The following is a 14,264-nucleotide window of genomic DNA, read 5'->3' as shown; positions in this document are numbered from 1 at the left end:
AACCTCGCTACGCTTCTCGCCTATCAAACTATTCATGGAAAAGGTGACGATCATGGCGTTGGTTCATAATTTGGGCTTTCCGCGCATCGGCGCAAAGCGCGAACTGAAATTTGCCCAGGAGGCATTCTGGAAAGGTCAGAGTTCCGAGGCGGAGCTGCTTGCCCTGGCAAAAGAGCTGCGCGCCAGCAACTGGCAAACCCAGGCGGCACTGGACCTGGTGCCGGTGGGTGATTTCTCGCTCTACGACCAGGTGCTGGACATGAGCTTTACCCTGGGCAACCTGCCCTCCCGGGTTGAGGGCCTTGAAGGCAGCGAGCTGGACAATTACTTCCGGGTTGCCCGCGGGCGCTCCGCCAACGACAGCGGTTGCAACTGCGTCCACGCCGGCGAGATGACCAAGTGGTTCGATACCAACTACCACTACATCGTGCCGGAAGTCACCGCAGAGACCACCTTCACTCTCAATGCGGAACGCCTGCTGAGCCAACTGGCGGAAGCCCAGGCCGCCGGCGTTAATGCCAAACCGGTGATTATCGGCCCGGTGACCTACCTGTGGCTGAGTAAGGAAAAGGACGGCTCCAACCGCCTGGACCTGCTGCCGAAGCTGTTGCCGGTCTACAGCGAGCTGCTGGAGAAACTGGCGGCAGCGGGCGCCGAGTGGGTACAGATCGATGAGCCGGCACTGGTGACCGAGCTGGATGCCGACTGGAAACACGCGCTGGAGTCGGCCTACCACACCCTCAAAGCCACCCAGCCGAAACTGCTGCTGGCGACCTACTTCGGCACCCTGCAGGATCATCTGCAGCTGGCCTGCAACCTGCCGGTGGCGGGTTTGCACGTGGATGCGGTCCGTGGTCGCCAGGAGATCGAGAAAGTGGTTGATTGGCTGCCATCCCACAAGGTGCTGTCCGTTGGCGCCATCGATGGTCGCAACATCTGGAAGACCGACCTCAACGCCGCGCTGGAATGGCTGACGCCGATTGCCGAGAAGCTGGGTGACCGGCTGTGGCTGGCCCCGTCCTGTTCCCTGCTGCATGTGCCGGTGGACCTGGACAGCGAGGCCAGGCTGGATGACGACATCCGCAGCTGGCTCGCTTTCGCCAAACAGAAACTGGCGGAACTGACGGTACTGACCCGCGCCCTCAACGAGGGTTACGCCGCCGTCGCCGATGAACTGGCAGCCAACCAGGCGGCCATTGAGAGCCGCAATAACTCCGAGCGGGTGCATAACCCGGCCGTGAAGGCGGCGGTCAAAAACATCACCGCCGAACTGGGCCAGCGCAAGAGCCCCTACGGCGAGCGTGCCGACAGGCAACGCACCCATCTCAAGCTGCCGCTGTACCCGACCACCACCATCGGCTCCTTCCCGCAAACCCCGGACATCCGCAAGGCCCGTCTGGCGTTCAAGAAGCAGGAGATCAGCGTCGACCATTACACCGCACAGATGAAGGCCGAGATCGAGCATGCGGTGCGTGAGCAGGAAAAGCTGGGCCTGGACGTACTGGTTCACGGCGAAGCCGAGCGCAACGACATGGTCGAGTACTTCGGCGAGCAGCTCGAAGGCTATGTGTTCAGCCAGTTTGGCTGGGTACAGTCCTACGGTTCACGCTGCGTCAAGCCGCCGATCCTGTTTGGTGATATCAGTCTCCCCAAAGCCATGACTGTCGACTGGATCAAGTACGCCCAGTCCCTCACCGACAAGCCCATGAAGGGCATGCTGACCGGTCCGGTGACCATCCTTAACTGGTCCTTCGTGCGTGACGACCAGCCCCGCAGCGAGTCCTGCCTGCAGTTGGCGCTGGCGGTGCGGCAGGAAGTCCAGGACCTGGAGGCCGCCGGGGTCAACATCATCCAGATCGACGAAGCGGCCCTGCGTGAAGGCCTGCCACTGCGCCAGTCCGAATGGCAGGGCTACCTCGACTGGGCGGTGGAATCGTTCCGGATCACCGCCAACGGCGTCAGTGACGAAACCCAGATCCACACCCACATGTGCTATTCCGAGTTCAATGACATCATCGAGGCCATCGCCCATATGGACGCGGATGTGATCACCATCGAGACCTCGCGTTCCGACATGGAGTTGCTGGACGTGTTCGAGGAGTTCGAATACCCGAATGAAATCGGCCCGGGCGTCTACGATATCCACTCCCCGAACATTCCCACGGTGGAGCAGATCGTCAAACTGATGACCAAGGCCGCCGAGCGGATTCCCGCCGAACGCCTGTGGGTAAATCCCGACTGCGGCCTGAAAACCCGTCAGTGGCAGGAGGTAACCCCGGCCCTTGAACACATGGTTGCCGCCGCCACGGCCCTGCGCGAACAGGCGAACTGATCGCCGGTTGACCAGATTTGCTGTCACGCTTTGATCCCGGCCCTGCGCCGGGATTCTTTTCTGAGGATTGACTATGTTTGACCGGGAACACTACCGCCTGGATCGTCTCGACCCCGAGCTGTTCGGGGCCATCGAAAAAGAAAACCAGCGCCAGGAAGATCACATCGAGCTGATCGCGTCGGAGAACTACACGTCACCGGCGGTGATGGCCGCCCAGGGCTCCCAGCTCACCAACAAATACGCGGAAGGCTATCCGGGCAAGCGCTACTATGGCGGCTGCGAGCATGTGGACGTGGTGGAACAGCTTGCGATTGACCGGGCAAAAGCCCTGTTCGGTGCGGAGGCGGCCAATGTCCAGCCCAACTCCGGCTCCCAGGCCAACCAGGGGGTGTTCTTCGCCGTGCTGGAACCGGGCGACACCATCATGGGAATGAACCTGGCCGAAGGCGGTCACCTGACCCACGGCATGGCGCTGAACATGAGCGGCAAATGGTTCAATGTGGTGAGCTACGGCCTCAACGCCGATGAAGACATCGACTACGAGGAACTGGAGCGCAAGGCGCGGGAGAGCAAGCCGAAGCTGATCATCGCCGGAGCCTCCGCCTTCGCCCTGCACATCGACTTCGAGCGCATCGCCCGCATTGCCAGGGAGGTCGGCGCCTACTATATGGTGGACATGGCCCACTACGCCGGCCTGGTGGCCGCAGGCGTCTATCCCAACCCGGTCCCCCACGCCGACTTTGTCACCACCACCACCCACAAGAGTCTGCGTGGGCCACGGGGCGGGGTGATCCTGATGCGCGAGGAGTTCGAGAAAAAGATCAACTCCGCCATCTTCCCCGGCATTCAGGGTGGTCCGCTGATGCACGTGATTGCCGGTAAGGCGGTGGCGTTCAGGGAAGCCATGACCGAGGATTTCAAACAGTACCAGCAACAGGTCCTCCGCAACGCGGCAGTGCTGGCTGATACGCTGGTCCAACGCGGCTTGCGGGTCGTCTCCGGTCACACCGAGAGTCACGTCATGCTGGTGGATCTGCGGGCCAAGCAGATTACCGGGAAGGAGGCGGAGCGCCTGCTCGGCGAGGCTCACATCACCGTCAACAAGAACGCCATTCCCAATGATCCCGAGAAACCGTTTGTGACGTCAGGCATCCGCCTGGGCTCTCCGGCAATCACCAGCCGGGGGTTCGGGGAGGCGGAAAGCCGGCAAGTGGGCGAGCTGATCGCCGACCTGCTGGACCGGCCACAAGACGCCGAGGTCGTGGCCCGGGTCCGGGACCGTGTTGCCGCCCTGACCCGGGACTTTCCCGTCTACCGATAAGCGGGCGGGCACCGGCTCGCCGCAAACGCCGCGTGCAGGTGCCCGATTCAGCAGAACCGTTTTCAGAAGCGGTACTTCAGCGTCGCTGTCACATTGCGCGGCTCGCCAAAGGAGTGCTGGTTGTAGAAGCCGGTCTGGCTGTAGTACTTCTCGTCCATCAGGTTGTCGACGTTGACCTGCGCCGTCAGGTTGGCCGCGAACTGGTAACGGGCCATCAGGCTGATCAGCCGGTAGGTGCCCTGGGACAGTCGCTCGGACTCGGAGGTTACCGGGTTGGTGGTTTCCTTGTAGCCCTCGCTGAACCAGGTCAGGCCACCGCCGACAGTGAGCGGCGCCAGGGCGTCCTGGAACTGGTAGCGGGTGAACAGCTTGAAGGAGCGGCGGGGAAACTCGGTATTGGCTTCCTGACCCTGCTGATCGCGGGCGGAGAACACCGACAGGCCGGCGCTGACCTCCCAGCCCGGTGCCAGTTGACCGGCCAGATCGATCTCGTAGCCATCGCTCTCCACACCGTCCTGGCTGCGGTAATAGGGCACCTGCATGCCCTGGTCGTTCTCCCGCGTGCCGGCTTCCGCCGCCACATTGTCCTGCTCAATCCGGAACAGCGCCAGCGAGGCGTTAAGACGGTCATCAAAGAACGCGCCTTTCACCCCCAACTCGTAGGTTTCGCCACTCTTCGGATCGAGGGCATCGCCATTAATGTCGGTGGCATCCTGGGGGTTGAAGATGTCGGCGTAGCTGGCGTAAGCCGAGATGTCCCGGTTGATGTCGAACACCAGACCGCCGTAGGGGGTCACCACGTCGCTGTGCTTGTACTCGAACGGCCCCAGCCAGTTCATGCCTTCAATGTCATAGCTCGCGAAGCGGCCGCCGAGGATGGCGGTGAGCCGGTCAGACAGCGACAGCCGGGTCACCGCGTAGACGCTGTGCTCGGTGGTTTCACGGGCATCGCTGACGCTGGTCGCGCCCCAGGCCGGCTCGGGGTAGCTGCCATCCCAGCGATTGAAATCACCGGGATCGGTACCGGTACGGGCGTAGTTCACAGCCTCAAAATCCATGTTGCTGTAGATGTAGCCCAGCGCCACCTCGTGTTGCTGACCGCCGAACTCGAACGGACCGTTCACCGCCAGGGTCAGGGTATCCTGCACCCGCTCGGTGTCGTAGCGCGAGGGTGACGCCCGCAGCCCCAGGCCGGTGTGCCGGTCCGGTGCGCCGCCCAGGTACAGCAGTTTCTGGTCACCGTCGGTTTCGGAACGGTCGTAGCGGGCTTCCACCGCCCAACCACTGTCAAAGCGATGGGTCAGCGTGGTGAAGTAGGCGGTTTCGGTGGAGGCCCACTTGGTCCAGTCCGCCGCCGTGGTCTTGGAACGACCCCAGTCGGTACGGGTGCCGTCGGTATACCAGGTCGGCAGGCCACCCCAGGTGGAGCCGGTGGGCGCGTTATCCTGATAGCTCAGGCCAAGACTGAAAGCCGTGGCGTCGGTGAGATCGGCATCCACCACGCCATACACCACCGAGCGCTTGTTCTCCAGCAGGTCCTGGTAGGAGTCGCCTTCCTCGTGGCTGGCAACCACCCGCCCGCGAACGCTGCCACTGCGGTTCAGCGGCGTGCTGACGTCGGCGCTGGCACCGTAGGTGTCCCAGCGACTGCCTGACACCGACACCTCGCCGGTCAGTTCACGGCTGTCGGCGTGCTTGCGCACCAGGTTGATGGCGGCGGCGGGATTGCCGAAGCCGGTGGTCAGACCGGTGGCACCACGGACGATTTCAACATGATCGTAGATCGCCATGGCACGCTGGGTCTGTCCGGCGGACCAGCCGGAACGCCAACTGGTGGGCACACCGTCCACCATCAGATTGTCGATATCAAAACCACGAGCGTTGAAGGCGGCACGGGAGGTGTCGTACTGGCGGCTGTGCAGACCGGTGACGGTTTTCACCACGTCGGTGATGTCATCCAGTTTACGATCATCAATCTGCTGACGGGTCACCACGCTGACGGACTGGGGTGTCTCACGGACAGACAGGGACAGCGGGGTGGCGGTACGCATCACGTCGGTGGTGTAGGAGTCGACGCCCTCGGTACTGCGGCGCTGGCCCTCGGCGGTCACCTCCACCGGGGCCAGGGTTACGGTTTCAGCCTCCGCCCCGCTCCGGGCAGAGCCGTCCTGAGTCTGGGCTTGGGCCTGGGCGAAGGTTGGCAGGCCCGCCAGAGACAGGGAGATCGCCATCGATAACGCCGTGCGGCGGGTGGGCATGGAGTGGTGTATGGACATCTGGATCCTCCGTTACTGATCGTTCGTCACCCTCGACAATCAATAATAATTATCATTACAAAAAGGAAACGAGAATCTATCAGAACGGGGAGGCAAGAAAAAGCATGTCTTTCAGAACTTTTACAACCGGCTCAGGGAGCGACGAATACCCAGTTTTCACTGCCGCCATCGCACACCACCACGGTTGCGGCGATGGTGTCGCAAAAGGCCAGGTCCTCGGGTAACGACGTCGACAGGCGCGCCGGCACCGCCCGGGTGCGCTTGTCCTGTTTCAGCAGCTGGAAAGTGTGTTCCAGGCGTTGGGCATACTCCACGCCACTCGCCCGGTGACGGTGATAGCCGTGGTAGAACTCGGTGAAGCTGAGGGTGACCCCGCCCAGGCCGATTCCCAGCATCTTGTGGATGTAGCGATCATAGGCGTCTGACAGATAGCGGCGCAGGGCGGCTTCGTCGTCGGGATCACCCTGGTAGGTGGCGAGCCCCAGACGATTCCCCGCTGCCAGCACGCCCTCGGCCAGACGGTGATTGGGCTGGTTGCGGGCCAGCTGGAAACGGCGGTTCGGGCAGTCGATGCGATCACCGGCCAGTTGGCACCGGGCCAGCCCCGGGGTCACTGGCTCGGCTGGCGAATCCGGCTCGGTCTGCAGGTCCGGGACCGGTGCCGGCTTCGCGGGTAACGAAGACGGCACAGCGGTGGCAGCCGACGGCACATCGGCCGGCTTGGTTGTCGGGGCATTCCCCGCCCCCTCCGGCACCGCGACGCCCACCCGCCGGGCCGGTCGTTTCAGCAACAGCGCCTGCACCCGCGGCGTGTTGCGGCGAAAGTCCTCGAACCGTGGCAGCCCCTGGCCTCCGCCCGCTGCCACCACTTCGCAGTAGGCGTGTTCCAGCGCGGTGCGGGCACTGGCCGCACAATCGGCCAGTACCGGAGCGCTCAGGCAGCCACAGGCCAGCAGCCCCAAAACCCTGAGGTACCGCCTCACGCACGCCCGTCCCAAACCTCTTTGCAACGCTCCGCTCACAGCCCTTCCCACAGTCTATCTGGCAATCCCCAGAGGCTATGGTACGTTGTTTTTTTCTACGGAGCCTCCGTATGTCTGCCTCTACACAGGGAAGCTTTATGCGACTGACCGTGATTTCCGATACCCACAGCCTGCACCGGCAGATCGAGTCGATACCGGATGGCGACGTGCTGATCCACGCTGGCGACAGCCTGGGTGTGGGAACCCTGGAAGAGCTCGAAGACCTCAATGACTGGCTCGGCACCCTGCCCCACCGCCACAAGATCCTCATCGCCGGCAACCATGACTGGTGCTTCCAGGACCACCCCGAGGAGGCCCGCCGTCGGGTCACCGCGGCCCATTACCTGCAGGACAGCGGCGTTACCATCGACGGCGTGCATTTCTGGGGCACCCCCTGGACTCCGCAGTTCCACGACTGGGCCTTCAACCTGCCCCGTGGCGACGCCCTGGCGCAACGATGGGCGCAGATCCCCGAACACACCGATGTGCTGATCGTTCATGGCCCGCCCCACGGCATCCTGGATCGGGTCAATGAACACTTCGGCGGCGGCCAGGTCGGCTGCGAGGCGCTGCGGGCCCGGCTGCAGGAACGTCCGGTGCCGCTGGTGCTGTTCGGTCATATCCACGAGCATTACGGCCAGCACCGGGAAAGTGGCAGTCTCTACGTCAACGCCAGTACCTGCACCGACCGTTACCGGCCGGACAATCCGCCGGTGGTACTGGAATACCCGGCCGCCGACTGAGGCGGGCTGATCACCGCCAGCGCCGGGCTGGTCAGGCGCTGCCAGGCATCGAAGGTGCTGAGGTGAACCTGGCCGGTCAGTTCCTCACAAAATGGCGTGCGTTTGAGCCGGTCCATCACCGGCCCCTTTACTTCTGCCAGGTGCAGTTTCAGGCCGGCGTCTTCCAGCCGGCGATTGATGGCTTCCAGACTCTCCAGTGCCGAGGCGTCAATGTCATTCACCGCCTGGCAGGCCAGCACCAGGTGTTTGAGGCTGGGCCTTTCTGCCACCAGCGCCATCACTGTCTCTTCCAGGTAGCGGGCGTTGGCGAAATACAGACTCTCATCCACCCGCAGGATCAGCACCCGTTCATCGGTCTCTACCTGGTGGCGTTCAACGTTGCGGAAGTGCTCACTGCCGGGCATACGGCCAATCACCGCGCAGTGGGGTCGGCTGGTGCGATAGAGGTAGAGCCCGATCGACAGCCCCACCCCCGCCAGGATGCCGCTTTCCACCCCGTGGGCCAGAGTCAGCACCAGGGTCGCCAGCATCGCCACACCATCGGTGCGGGAGTAGGCAAAGGTACGGCGGATCGCCGGCAGGTCGATCAGCGTGCTGACGGCGATCATGATGGTGGCGGCCAGAGTCGCCTTGGGCAGGAACGCCAGCAGGTCGGTCAGGGTCAGGGTCGCCAGGGCAATGCCCAAGGCGGTGAAAGCGCCGGCCAGCGGGGTGGCGGCGCCGGCCTCAAAGTTCACCACCGAGCGGGAGAAACCGCCAGACACCGGTGAACCCCCACTGACACCGGCGCCGACGTTGGCCAAGCCAAGGGCAATCAGTTCGGCATTGGGGTCGATGCGCTGGCGCCGCTTGGCCGCCAGGGTCTGGGCCACCGACACCGATTCCACAAAGCCCACCAGGCTGATCAGCACCGCCGCCGGCACCAGCGCCGACCAGGTGTCGGCGTCCAGGGACGGTAAGGCCAGGCTGGGCAGGCCGCCGGGCACCTCACCCACCAGCTTGACGCCGGCGCTGCCCAGGTCCAGAACGAATGCCAGCGCGGTGGTGACGATGACCGCCGACACCGGCGCCGCCTTGGCCGCCAGGTCGGCGCCGCGGGCCGGCACGCCCAAGCGAACCAGCGTCGCCTTGAGGGATCGCCGGCACAAATAGAGATAGAGCAGTACCCCGGCCCCGATGGCGAGGGTGGCCAGGTTGGCACGGGGCCATTGCTGCCAGAGGTTATGGCCCATCTCCAGCAGGTTGTGTCCACCGCCGGAAACCCCGAGCATCTGCCCCAACTGGCTGGCGGCAATCAGCAGGCCGGAGGCGGTCACGAACCCAGAGATCACCGGGTGGCTGAGAAAGTTGGCCAGGAACCCCAGCCGCAGCAACCCCATGGCAAACAGCACCAGCCCCGATAACGTCGCCAACACCAGCGCCGCCCCCAGATACTCCGGCGTGCCTACGGTGGCAATGCCCCCCAGCGCCGACGCCGTCATCAGCGACGCCACCGCCACCGGCCCCACCGCCAGGGTGGCGCTGGTGCCCAGCAGCGCATAGACCACCAGCGGCAGCATGCTGGCATACAGTCCCACCTCCGGCGGCAAACCGGCCAGCAGGGCATAGGCCAGGGCCTGGGGCACCAGCATCAGGGTCACGATCACCGCTGCCAGCGCATCGCTGGCGAACACCGTGCCGTTGTAGTCCTTGAGCCAGCCCAGGAGGGGCAGGGATCGCGCCAGGCGCTGCAGCATTCGTTGATCTCCCGTCAGTGCGCCGACCGCTTCGCCGGTCGGGCAAACCATTCATGGCCCTTGAGCATGCCGTGCCAGTACACCCAGGGCAGTTGTTTGGACTTCAGCCACCAGGCCCGGCGGGTGGCGCGGGTGCCCTCGTTGACCCAACCCGGAAAGGTCGGCTGCAACTGCCCGCCATAGCCGAATTCCGCCAGCACGATGCGCCCCCGCTCCACCGTCAGCGGGCAGGAGCCGTAGCCCAGATAGGCCGCCGGCAGCGGCAGGTCATCCAGCGATGCCAGCAGGTTCTCCGCCACCACCGGCGCCTGTTTGCGTGCCGCCGCCATGGTCTTGGCGTTGCTGGTCGCGCTGACATCCCCCAGCCCGAAAATCGTGTCGTAGCGGGCGTGACGCAGGGTGTCCGGCTCCAGCTCCAGCCAGCCGTCGGCGTTGCCCAGGCCGGATTCGGCAATAAACGCCGGCGGCCGCTGGGGCGGCACCACGTGCAGCAGGTCGAATGGCCGCTCCAGCGCCTGTTCGCCGTCATCACCGTTGCGCAGGAAATGCGCCACCCGGTTATCGCCGTCCACCGCCACCAGGCGCTCCTGGAAGTGCACATCAATGCCGTAGCGGTCGATGTAGTGCTGCAGCGCCGGCACATAGTCCGGCACCCCGAACAACACCGCACCGGCGTTGTGGAACGACACCTCGATGTTCTCCAGGCAGCCCTCACGACGCCAGTGATCCGCCGACAGGTACATGGCCTTCTGCGGCGCACCGGCACACTTGATGGGCATCGGCGGTTGCGAGAACAGTGCCTTGCCGCGACTCAGGCCGGTGACCAGCGACCAGGTGTAGGGCGCCAGGTCGTAGCGGTAGTTCGAGGTCACGCCGTTCCGCCCCAGGGTGTCACTGAGGCCATCGATGGCATCCCAGTCCAGCACCAGTCCCGGTGCCACCACCAACCGCCGGTAACCCAAAGTGTCGCCATTGCCAAGGGTGACCCGTCGCAGCTCCGGCTCCACCGCCGTGGCCGCCTGGCGGTACCAGTGACAGTGCCGGGGCATCACGCTGGCGGTGCTCCGACAGGTGGTGGCAACGTCGAACACGCCGCCCCCGACCATGGTCCAGCCCGGCTGGTAATAGTGATCCCCGCTGGGCTCCAGTACGGCAATGTCCAGTCCCGGCCGGCGCTTGAGCAGGCTGGCGGCGGTGGCAATACCGGCGGAGCCGCCACCGATGATCACCACATCGTGGTCGTGACTGGTGTGTTCTGGTACAGACATCGTGTGTTCCCCCTGTTTGGCGTTGTTGTCGGGACACAGTTGTTGGGACGACCGTTGTTGGGATAACAGTTGTCGGAACACTGTCATCCCAACAACGGTCGTCGAACTGGACTTCCCTGCCCCGCGTGTTCCTGATCTGCCGTGGTTTCCGGCCGGCTCAGCCCTTGATCATGGCCCGGATTGGCTGAGGGTCGTGGCCAGCCTCGTGAGCTTTCGCCAGCAACCCGGGAATGTCACAACCGGGCTGGCGGGCCCGACTCTGGGCCCACAGGTGCACCGCCCGACGTCCGGTGCGACAGAACGCCAGCACTGGCGACGGCGACTGCTCCAGCGCCTGGCCAAAAGCCTCGATATCGGCCTCGCTGTACTCTCCCGGTGCCACCGGCACACAGCACCAAGCCAGGCCCAGTGCCCTGGCCCGCTGCTCGAAGGCATCCGCGCCGGGGTAGTCGTCCGCCTCACCGGGACGACGGTTACAGATAACCGAGCGGAATCCCTGGGCCTTGACCTCATCCAGATCGGCGGGGGTCAGGGCGTCGGCAATCGCCACGGTGGGTTCGAGGTATTGGATCTTCATCGCAGGCTCCTAAAACAGGTTGAGAGGGACTTTGAGGTAGACCTGGCCGTTGTCTTCCGGCGGCGGCATCTCCCCTGCCCGCATGTTTACCTGCACCGAGGGCAGGATCAGCCGGGGCATGTCGAGGGTGGCGTCCCGCTCGGTGCGCATGCGGACGAAGTCGTCCTCGCTGATGCCCTCACCGACATGGATGTTGCGGGCCCGCTGTTCCGCCACCGTGGTCTGATGCTGGAACTGGTCGCGCCCCGGCGCCTTGTAGTCGTGGCAGAGGAAGACGCGGGTGTCATCGGGCAACGCCAGCACTTTCTGGATCGACTGGTACAGAGTGTGGGCATCGCCGCCGGGAAAATCACAGCGGGCGGTGCCGGAGTCCGGCGCAAACAGGGTGTCACCGACAAAGGCGGCATCGCCGATCACATAGGTCAGGCAGGCCGGGGTGTGGCCCGGGGTGTGGAGTACACGGCCCTGAAGCTGGCCAATGCTGAACGCATCGCCCTCCGCGAACAGGCGGTCGAACTGGCTGCCGTCACGCGCAAACTCGGTGCCGGCATTGAAGGCTTTGCCGAAGATCGCCTGCACATCCACGATGTGCTCGCCGATACCGGTTTTGCCGCCCAGGGCCTGGTGCAGGTAAGGGGCCGCCGACAGGTGGTCGGCGTGAACGTGAGTTTCCAGAATCCACGCCACTTCCAGCTGCTGCGAGCGGACGAACTCGATGATGGCGTCCGCCGAGCGCACATCGGTGCGACCGGCGGCGTAGTCAAAGTCCAGTACCGAGTCGATGATCGCGCAGGCCCGGCTGTCCGGGTCGCGGACCACATAGCTGAAGGTGTTGGTGGGTTCGTCGAAAAAGTGAGTGACTTCCGGATGCGACATGACCCGCTCTCCTGTCGATGGCTAAATCGCCACAGGCAATGGACGCATCCCTGTAGCGGTTAATTTATGGTCATGCCTTCATCCTATCCTAGTTTTTTGATCTAAGCATAGATCTATTTGTTATATTTGATAGGAAAGCGAGAAGCCCCTGCCATCACTTCTTCCAGTTGGCCAGCAACACACCCAGCAGGACGATCCCCACGCCAAGCCACACCGCGGCGCCAAACTGTTCATCAAAGAACAGCATGCCCAGTACCAAACCCGCCGGCGCAATAACAAAGCCGATCTGGCTCAGGAACACCGGTGACGAGCGCCGCTGCAACTCGAAGAAGGCACGGTAGGTAAGCGCGGCCAGCACCGCCTGCCCCGCCAGGATCGCGCCGACCTCGAGGCTCGGCAGCCACAGTGCCGACACCCGGCCGGTCACCACCAACCCGACACCCAGCACCAGCGCGCCCCCCAACAGCATGCCCGGCGCCAACTGACGGGCGCTGGCACCCTGGGGCCAGGCCACGGAGCGGTAAACATTGCCAAACGCCAGCGACAGTGGCACCAGCAGGCCCAGTAACAACCAGGGCAGGTCATCGCTGCCGACACCGTCGGTGTCCGGCGACATGATGCGGATGCAGCCCGCCACCCCCAACAGCAGCCCCACGGTGCGCAGGGCACTGAGCCGCTCCAGCCTCAACAGCAGGGACAGGGCGTAGGTCGCCAGGGAGGGCAGCGCGTACAGGGTGGCGGTCAGTCCCGAGCCAACGTGGCCCACCACAATGAACGCCAGGGCATTGGGAATGGCGATCGCCGTCAGCCCGCTCACCAGCCAGTACCGCCAGGTTCCGGGTGGCCGGGTGGCGCTCCGACCGTTCCACAACCCCAACAGCACGCCGCCCCCCAAGGCCTGCCAGAAGGCATAGGCCAGCGGCGACAGCCCGGCCGTCATCGCCAGTTTGGCCAGCGGCAGCGTCAACGCGATCATCCCCCCCACCATCAGCAACAGCAGGTAGGCCACGGGATCGGGACGGGGAATGGGAACAGCGGCATTGGCCAGCATGGACGGCTCCTTGAGTAATGAATGATGGCGCCATTGTCCGGTCCGCAGGTGCGGTTATCGCCCCGCAGTTTGGAAAAACAGTTTTTATCTGTGAGAAACTCAGGCCTTCGCCCCACTGCCAGGAATCGCCATGGATCGCCTCAAAGGCCTGGAATACTACAAACGCATCGTTGAGCTCGGCTCGTTTACCGCCGTGGCCGAGGAATTTGGCTGTTCCAACGCGGTCATCTCCAAATACGTCAGGTTCCTGGAAGACTGGACCGGCGCCCGGCTGGTCAACCGCAACACCCGCACCATCAGCATTACCGAGGAAGGCCAGTCGTTCTATGACTACTGCGTGGGCGTGCTCAGCAACACCGCCCGGGTCATGGACGACCTGCGCCAGGACGACCGCGCCGGCGGCCAGCTGGTGGTGGCGTGCCCGGTGTCAATGTCGCTGACCATCCTGGCGCCGGTGCTGTTTCGATTCCAGCAAGCCCATCCGGAGCTGGTGGTACGTCTGCGCCAGAGCGACGCCATGACCGACCTGATCAGCGAAGGGGTGGACCTGGCGATCCGCGCCACCGCCAGCCTGGACGATTCCGCGCTGGTCGCCATCGCCGTCGGCACCATGCCGCGCTGCCTGGTTGCCGCACCGGATTACCTGGCCCGCCACGGAACACCCACCACTCTGGCGGAGCTTGGCCAGCATCGCTGCCTGATTTTCAGCCTCAGTCAGGACAGCCAGCACTGGCAGTTTGGTGAAGGTGAAACCGCACAAACCGTGGCGGTCAGCGGCCCGCTGGTCTCCGACAACTCGCTGATGCTGGTGGAAGCGGCCTGCCACGGGCTGGGCATTGTTCTGGTACCCCGGGGCTACGTCAGCCAACAGCTGGCCAGTGGTGAGCTGGTGGCGCTGGATCTGCAGCCGGAACCGGTCTCCCGCACCATTTATGCGGTCTATCCCGACCGTCGCCACCTGCCCCAGCGGGTACGGTTGTTCATCGATTTTCTCAAGACCGAGCTTGCAGCCACCGTTGCCGCTCCGTAAAAACCGTTTTTCCAGAACCGGGGTACATCGCC

11 protein-coding genes are annotated in these 14,264 nt (G+C 64.2%); 4 read left to right on the top strand and 7 right to left on the bottom strand.

Annotated features, from left to right (window positions below):
• The first annotated feature begins 52 nt into the window (after nucleotides 1–52).
• Together metE and glyA are read left to right on the top strand one after the other, a co-directional pair.
• The gene (metE, locus tag J2887_RS01000; protein WP_227173489.1) at nucleotides 53–2,332 is read left to right on the top strand and encodes a 5-methyltetrahydropteroyltriglutamate--homocysteine S-methyltransferase; all 2,280 of its coding nucleotides are present in this window, start codon (nucleotides 53–55) and stop codon (nucleotides 2,330–2,332) included.
• 73 nt (nucleotides 2,333–2,405) lie between these two features.
• Nucleotides 2,406–3,653, top strand: a complete 1,248-nt coding sequence (gene glyA / locus J2887_RS00995) for a serine hydroxymethyltransferase (RefSeq protein ID WP_227173488.1) — start codon at nucleotides 2,406–2,408, stop codon at nucleotides 3,651–3,653.
• Between the two features lie 62 nt (nucleotides 3,654–3,715).
• Here glyA and J2887_RS00990 read toward each other — a convergent pair whose 3' ends face one another.
• On the bottom strand, nucleotides 3,716–5,929 hold the full coding sequence (locus tag J2887_RS00990; protein WP_227173486.1) for a TonB-dependent siderophore receptor: 2,214 nt from the start codon (nucleotides 5,927–5,929) through the stop codon (nucleotides 3,716–3,718).
• Between the two features lie 131 nt (nucleotides 5,930–6,060).
• On the bottom strand, nucleotides 6,061–6,912 hold the full coding sequence (locus tag J2887_RS00985; protein ID WP_227173484.1) for a hypothetical protein: 852 nt from the start codon (nucleotides 6,910–6,912) through the stop codon (nucleotides 6,061–6,063).
• 110 nt (nucleotides 6,913–7,022) lie between these two features.
• On the opposite strand from J2887_RS00985, the gene J2887_RS00980 reads away from it, so the two are divergent.
• Nucleotides 7,023–7,694, top strand: coding sequence for a metallophosphatase domain-containing protein (locus J2887_RS00980; protein ID WP_416381879.1), 672 nt, complete (start codon nucleotides 7,023–7,025; stop codon nucleotides 7,692–7,694).
• On the opposite strand, the gene J2887_RS00975 is transcribed toward J2887_RS00980, so the two are convergent.
• From J2887_RS00975 to J2887_RS00955, 5 genes are all read right to left on the bottom strand, one after another.
• Nucleotides 7,643–9,430: a SulP family inorganic anion transporter gene (locus J2887_RS00975; RefSeq protein ID WP_227173482.1), complete on the bottom strand. Its 1,788-nt coding sequence runs from the start codon at nucleotides 9,428–9,430 to the stop codon at nucleotides 7,643–7,645. The genes J2887_RS00980 and J2887_RS00975 overlap by 52 nt on opposite strands.
• Nucleotides 9,431–9,444: 14 nt before the next feature.
• Nucleotides 9,445–10,698, bottom strand: a complete 1,254-nt coding sequence (locus J2887_RS00970; RefSeq protein WP_227173480.1) for an NAD(P)/FAD-dependent oxidoreductase — start codon at nucleotides 10,696–10,698, stop codon at nucleotides 9,445–9,447.
• 157 nt (nucleotides 10,699–10,855) lie between these two features.
• Nucleotides 10,856–11,275: a TIGR01244 family sulfur transferase gene (locus J2887_RS00965; protein WP_227173479.1), complete on the bottom strand. Its 420-nt coding sequence runs from the start codon at nucleotides 11,273–11,275 to the stop codon at nucleotides 10,856–10,858.
• Between the two features lie 9 nt (nucleotides 11,276–11,284).
• The gene (locus tag J2887_RS00960; RefSeq protein ID WP_227173478.1) at nucleotides 11,285–12,151 is read right to left on the bottom strand and encodes an MBL fold metallo-hydrolase; all 867 of its coding nucleotides are present in this window, start codon (nucleotides 12,149–12,151) and stop codon (nucleotides 11,285–11,287) included.
• A gap of 154 nt (nucleotides 12,152–12,305) precedes the next feature.
• Entirely contained in the window at nucleotides 12,306–13,202 is an 897-nt protein-coding gene (locus J2887_RS00955) for a DMT family transporter (protein ID WP_227173476.1), read from the bottom strand.
• A 130-nt stretch (nucleotides 13,203–13,332) separates the two neighbouring features.
• On the opposite strand from J2887_RS00955, the gene J2887_RS00950 reads away from it, so the two are divergent.
• Nucleotides 13,333–14,232 (top strand): LysR family transcriptional regulator, encoded by a 900-nt coding sequence (locus tag J2887_RS00950; protein WP_227173474.1) that lies wholly within the window; start codon nucleotides 13,333–13,335, stop codon nucleotides 14,230–14,232.
• Nucleotides 14,233–14,264 lie beyond the last annotated feature (32 nt).

Source organism: Marinobacter sp. CA1, from assembly GCF_020546665.1.
Classification (GTDB): Bacteria; Pseudomonadota; Gammaproteobacteria; order Pseudomonadales; family Oleiphilaceae; genus Marinobacter; species Marinobacter xestospongiae.
Note: the sequence above shows the minus strand (reverse complement) of the source record. Positions and strands in the feature narration are given on the sequence as shown.

What these genes read in the sequence shown, in the direction of transcription:
- J2887_RS00950 (WP_227173474.1), top strand. Translation starts at nt 13,333, where the DNA reads ATGGATCGCCTCAAAGGCCTGGAATACTACAAACGCATCGTTGAGCTC.
- glyA (WP_227173488.1), top strand. Translation starts at nt 2,406, where the DNA reads ATGTTTGACCGGGAACACTACCGCCTGGATCGTCTCGACCCCGAGCTG.
- J2887_RS00980 (WP_416381879.1), top strand. Translation starts at nt 7,023, where the DNA reads ATGTCTGCCTCTACACAGGGAAGCTTTATGCGACTGACCGTGATTTCC.
- J2887_RS00955 (WP_227173476.1), bottom strand. Translation starts at nt 13,202, where the DNA reads ATGCTGGCCAATGCCGCTGTTCCCATTCCCCGTCCCGATCCCGTGGCC.
- metE (WP_227173489.1), top strand. Translation starts at nt 53, where the DNA reads ATGGCGTTGGTTCATAATTTGGGCTTTCCGCGCATCGGCGCAAAGCGC.
- J2887_RS00970 (WP_227173480.1), bottom strand. Translation starts at nt 10,698, where the DNA reads ATGTCTGTACCAGAACACACCAGTCACGACCACGATGTGGTGATCATC.
- J2887_RS00975 (WP_227173482.1), bottom strand. Translation starts at nt 9,430, where the DNA reads ATGCTGCAGCGCCTGGCGCGATCCCTGCCCCTCCTGGGCTGGCTCAAG.
- J2887_RS00965 (WP_227173479.1), bottom strand. Translation starts at nt 11,275, where the DNA reads ATGAAGATCCAATACCTCGAACCCACCGTGGCGATTGCCGACGCCCTG.
- J2887_RS00990 (WP_227173486.1), bottom strand. Translation starts at nt 5,929, where the DNA reads ATGTCCATACACCACTCCATGCCCACCCGCCGCACGGCGTTATCGATG.
- J2887_RS00960 (WP_227173478.1), bottom strand. Translation starts at nt 12,151, where the DNA reads ATGTCGCATCCGGAAGTCACTCACTTTTTCGACGAACCCACCAACACC.